At 49.5% G+C, this 2,129-nt stretch carries 19 tRNA genes and 1 rRNA gene; all 20 read left to right on the top strand.

What is annotated here, in order from left to right:
• Window positions 1-21: 21 nt before the first annotated feature.
• The 20 genes from rrf to IWT5_RS11690 all read left to right on the top strand — a co-directional run bounded on the left by rrf (window position 22) and on the right by IWT5_RS11690 (window position 1,893).
• Window positions 22-138: ribosomal RNA gene (rrf, locus tag IWT5_RS11785) — 5S ribosomal RNA — on the top strand.
• A 10-nt stretch (window positions 139-148) separates the two neighbouring features.
• Window positions 149-221, top strand: a tRNA-Val gene (locus IWT5_RS11780).
• Between the two features lie 2 nt (window positions 222-223).
• Window positions 224-296 (top strand) — tRNA-Lys (locus IWT5_RS11775).
• A 58-nt stretch (window positions 297-354) separates the two neighbouring features.
• Window positions 355-427: transfer RNA gene (locus IWT5_RS11770), tRNA-Thr, on the top strand.
• Between the two features lie 14 nt (window positions 428-441).
• A tRNA-Gly gene (locus tag IWT5_RS11765) sits at window positions 442-513 on the top strand.
• A 12-nt stretch (window positions 514-525) separates the two neighbouring features.
• Window positions 526-611 (top strand) — tRNA-Leu (locus IWT5_RS11760).
• A gap of 19 nt (window positions 612-630) precedes the next feature.
• A tRNA-Arg gene (locus IWT5_RS11755) sits at window positions 631-704 on the top strand.
• A gap of 6 nt (window positions 705-710) precedes the next feature.
• Window positions 711-784: transfer RNA gene (locus tag IWT5_RS11750), tRNA-Pro, on the top strand.
• A 40-nt stretch (window positions 785-824) separates the two neighbouring features.
• A tRNA-Met gene (locus IWT5_RS11745) sits at window positions 825-898 on the top strand.
• Window positions 899-913: 15 nt separating this feature from the next.
• Window positions 914-987, top strand: a tRNA-Ile gene (locus IWT5_RS11740).
• Between the two features lie 38 nt (window positions 988-1,025).
• Window positions 1,026-1,115, top strand: a tRNA-Ser gene (locus tag IWT5_RS11735).
• Window positions 1,116-1,121: 6 nt separating this feature from the next.
• Window positions 1,122-1,195 (top strand) — tRNA-Met (locus IWT5_RS11730).
• Window positions 1,196-1,202: 7 nt separating this feature from the next.
• Window positions 1,203-1,276: transfer RNA gene (locus IWT5_RS11725), tRNA-Asp, on the top strand.
• A gap of 7 nt (window positions 1,277-1,283) precedes the next feature.
• Window positions 1,284-1,356 (top strand) — tRNA-Phe (locus IWT5_RS11720).
• An 18-nt stretch (window positions 1,357-1,374) separates the two neighbouring features.
• Window positions 1,375-1,445, top strand: a tRNA-Gly gene (locus tag IWT5_RS11715).
• A gap of 4 nt (window positions 1,446-1,449) precedes the next feature.
• A tRNA-Ile gene (locus IWT5_RS11710) sits at window positions 1,450-1,523 on the top strand.
• A 2-nt stretch (window positions 1,524-1,525) separates the two neighbouring features.
• Window positions 1,526-1,613: transfer RNA gene (locus tag IWT5_RS11705), tRNA-Ser, on the top strand.
• A 29-nt stretch (window positions 1,614-1,642) separates the two neighbouring features.
• Window positions 1,643-1,714, top strand: a tRNA-Glu gene (locus tag IWT5_RS11700).
• A gap of 24 nt (window positions 1,715-1,738) precedes the next feature.
• Window positions 1,739-1,812, top strand: a tRNA-Met gene (locus tag IWT5_RS11695).
• 7 nt (window positions 1,813-1,819) lie between these two features.
• Window positions 1,820-1,893 (top strand) — tRNA-Asp (locus IWT5_RS11690).
• The last annotated feature ends 236 nt before the right edge of the window (window positions 1,894-2,129 follow it).

Here is a 2,129-nt window from a genome sequence, read left to right as displayed (position 1 = left end):
GAGAGCATCAGTTCTCAATAGTGTGGTGGCGATAGCCTGAAGGATACACCTGTTCCCATGTCGAACACAGAAGTTAAGCTTCAGCACGCCAAGAGTAGTTGGGGGATCGCCCCCTGCGAGGGTAGGACGTTGCCACGCTATTATTTATGGAGGATTAGCTCAGTTGGGAGAGCGTCTGCCTTACAAGCAGAGGGTCACAGGTTCGAGCCCTGTATCCTCCATTGAGCCGTTAGCTCAGTTGGTAGAGCATCTGACTTTTAATCAGAGGGTCGACAGTTCGAGACTGTCACGGCTCATAGCGTCAATCATAATGTTGACAATAAAAGTCAGATTTGATATTATGTTTATTGTGTTGCCGACTTAGCTCAGTTGGTAGAGCACCTGTCTTGTAAACAGGGGGTCGGAAGTTCGAATCTTCTAGTCGGCATTTCAACTTAATATGCGGAAGTAGTTCAGTGGTAGAACATCACCTTGCCATGGTGGGGGTCGCGGGTTCGAATCCCGTCTTCCGCTTATGCCAAATACGCCGGGGTGGCGGAATTGGCAGACGCACAGGACTTAAAATCCTGCGGTCAGTGATGACCGTACCGGTTCGATCCCGGTCCTCGGCATTTTTCTTTTTAATATTTTGCACCCATAGCGCAACTGGATAGAGTGTCTGACTACGAATCAGAAGGTTGTAGGTTCGACTCCTACTGGGTGCATTTGAACGGGAAGTAGCTCAGCTTGGTAGAGCACCTGGTTTGGGACCAGGGGGTCGCAGGTTCGAATCCTGTCTTCCCGATTTAAATAAAAAGTTTCAAACAGTTTTATTTAAACGCCATCGCGGTGTAGCTCAGCTGGCTAGAGCGTCCGGTTCATACCCGGGAGGTCGAGGGTTCGATCCCCCCCGCCGCGATTTGATCTTTGACTCGGACCTTTAGCTCAGTTGGTTAGAGCAGACGGCTCATAACCGTCCGGTCGTAGGTTCGAGTCCTACAAGGTCCATTGGTCCTTATTATTGATCATTTGTTTCGTTACATTATGGAGGATTACCCAAGTCTGGCTGAAGGGAACGGTCTTGAAAACCGTCAGGTGGGTCAAACCACGCGAGAGTTCGAATCTCTCATCCTCCTTATTATCGCGGGGTGGAGCAGTCTGGTAGCTCGTCGGGCTCATAACCCGAAGGTCGTTGGTTCAAATCCAGCCCCCGCAATTTGTATGGTCCGTTGGTCTAGCTGGTTAGGACGCCTGCCTGTCACGCAGGAGATCACGAGTTCGAGTCTCGTACGGACCGTTTATATGGCTCGGTAGCTCAGTCGGTAGAGCAACGGATTGAAGCTCCGTGTGTCGGCGGTTCGATTCCGTCCCGCGCCATTGCTCAAAAAGACCCATGCGGGTATAGTTTAGTGGTAAAACCACAGCCTTCCAAGCTGTTGTCGCGAGTTCGATTCTCGTTACCCGCTTTTTGGGCCTATAGCTCAGCTGGTTAGAGCGCACGCCTGATAAGCGTGAGGTCGATGGTTCGAGTCCATTTAGGCCCATTGGAGAAATACTCAAGTGGCTGAAGAGGCGCCCCTGCTAAGGGTGTAGGTCGCGTAAGCGGCGCGAGAGTTCGAATCTCTCTTTCTCCGTTAGGTTTCTTGCTTTTTGAAATGTATATGACCCGTTGGTCAAGTGGTTAAGACACCGCCCTTTCACGGCGGTAACATGGGTTCGAATCCCGTACGGGTCATCCAACACAACTTTTATATATTATCGCGGGGTGGAGCAGTCTGGTAGCTCGTCGGGCTCATAACCCGAAGGTCGTTGGTTCAAATCCAGCCCCCGCAATTCGAATGGTCCGTTGGTCTAGCTGGTTAGGACGCCTGCCTGTCACGCAGGAGATCACGAGTTCGAGTCTCGTACGGACCGTCCAGTACTGATAATCGCCTGTGGGCGGTTTTTTTTGTTTAAACTTTTTTGATTTCTGACATTAAATTAATGGCATTCATTGACCTACTGCTAGTGGGTCAATGAATGCCATTTTAAAGGCTCTACAATATCTGTTGTTGGTAATAGATTCTATCTATTACTGATAACAGATTTTTTGTACACTATTAACTAATAAAAAAACGGGCATTCCCGCCCATTCATTAAAATCAACCACG

It is taken from the genome of Secundilactobacillus mixtipabuli (genome assembly GCF_002217925.1).
Classification (GTDB): Bacteria; Bacillota; Bacilli; order Lactobacillales; family Lactobacillaceae; genus Secundilactobacillus; species Secundilactobacillus mixtipabuli.
The sequence above is the reverse complement of the archived record's forward strand: the minus strand, read 5'-3'. Positions and strand labels throughout refer to the sequence as shown.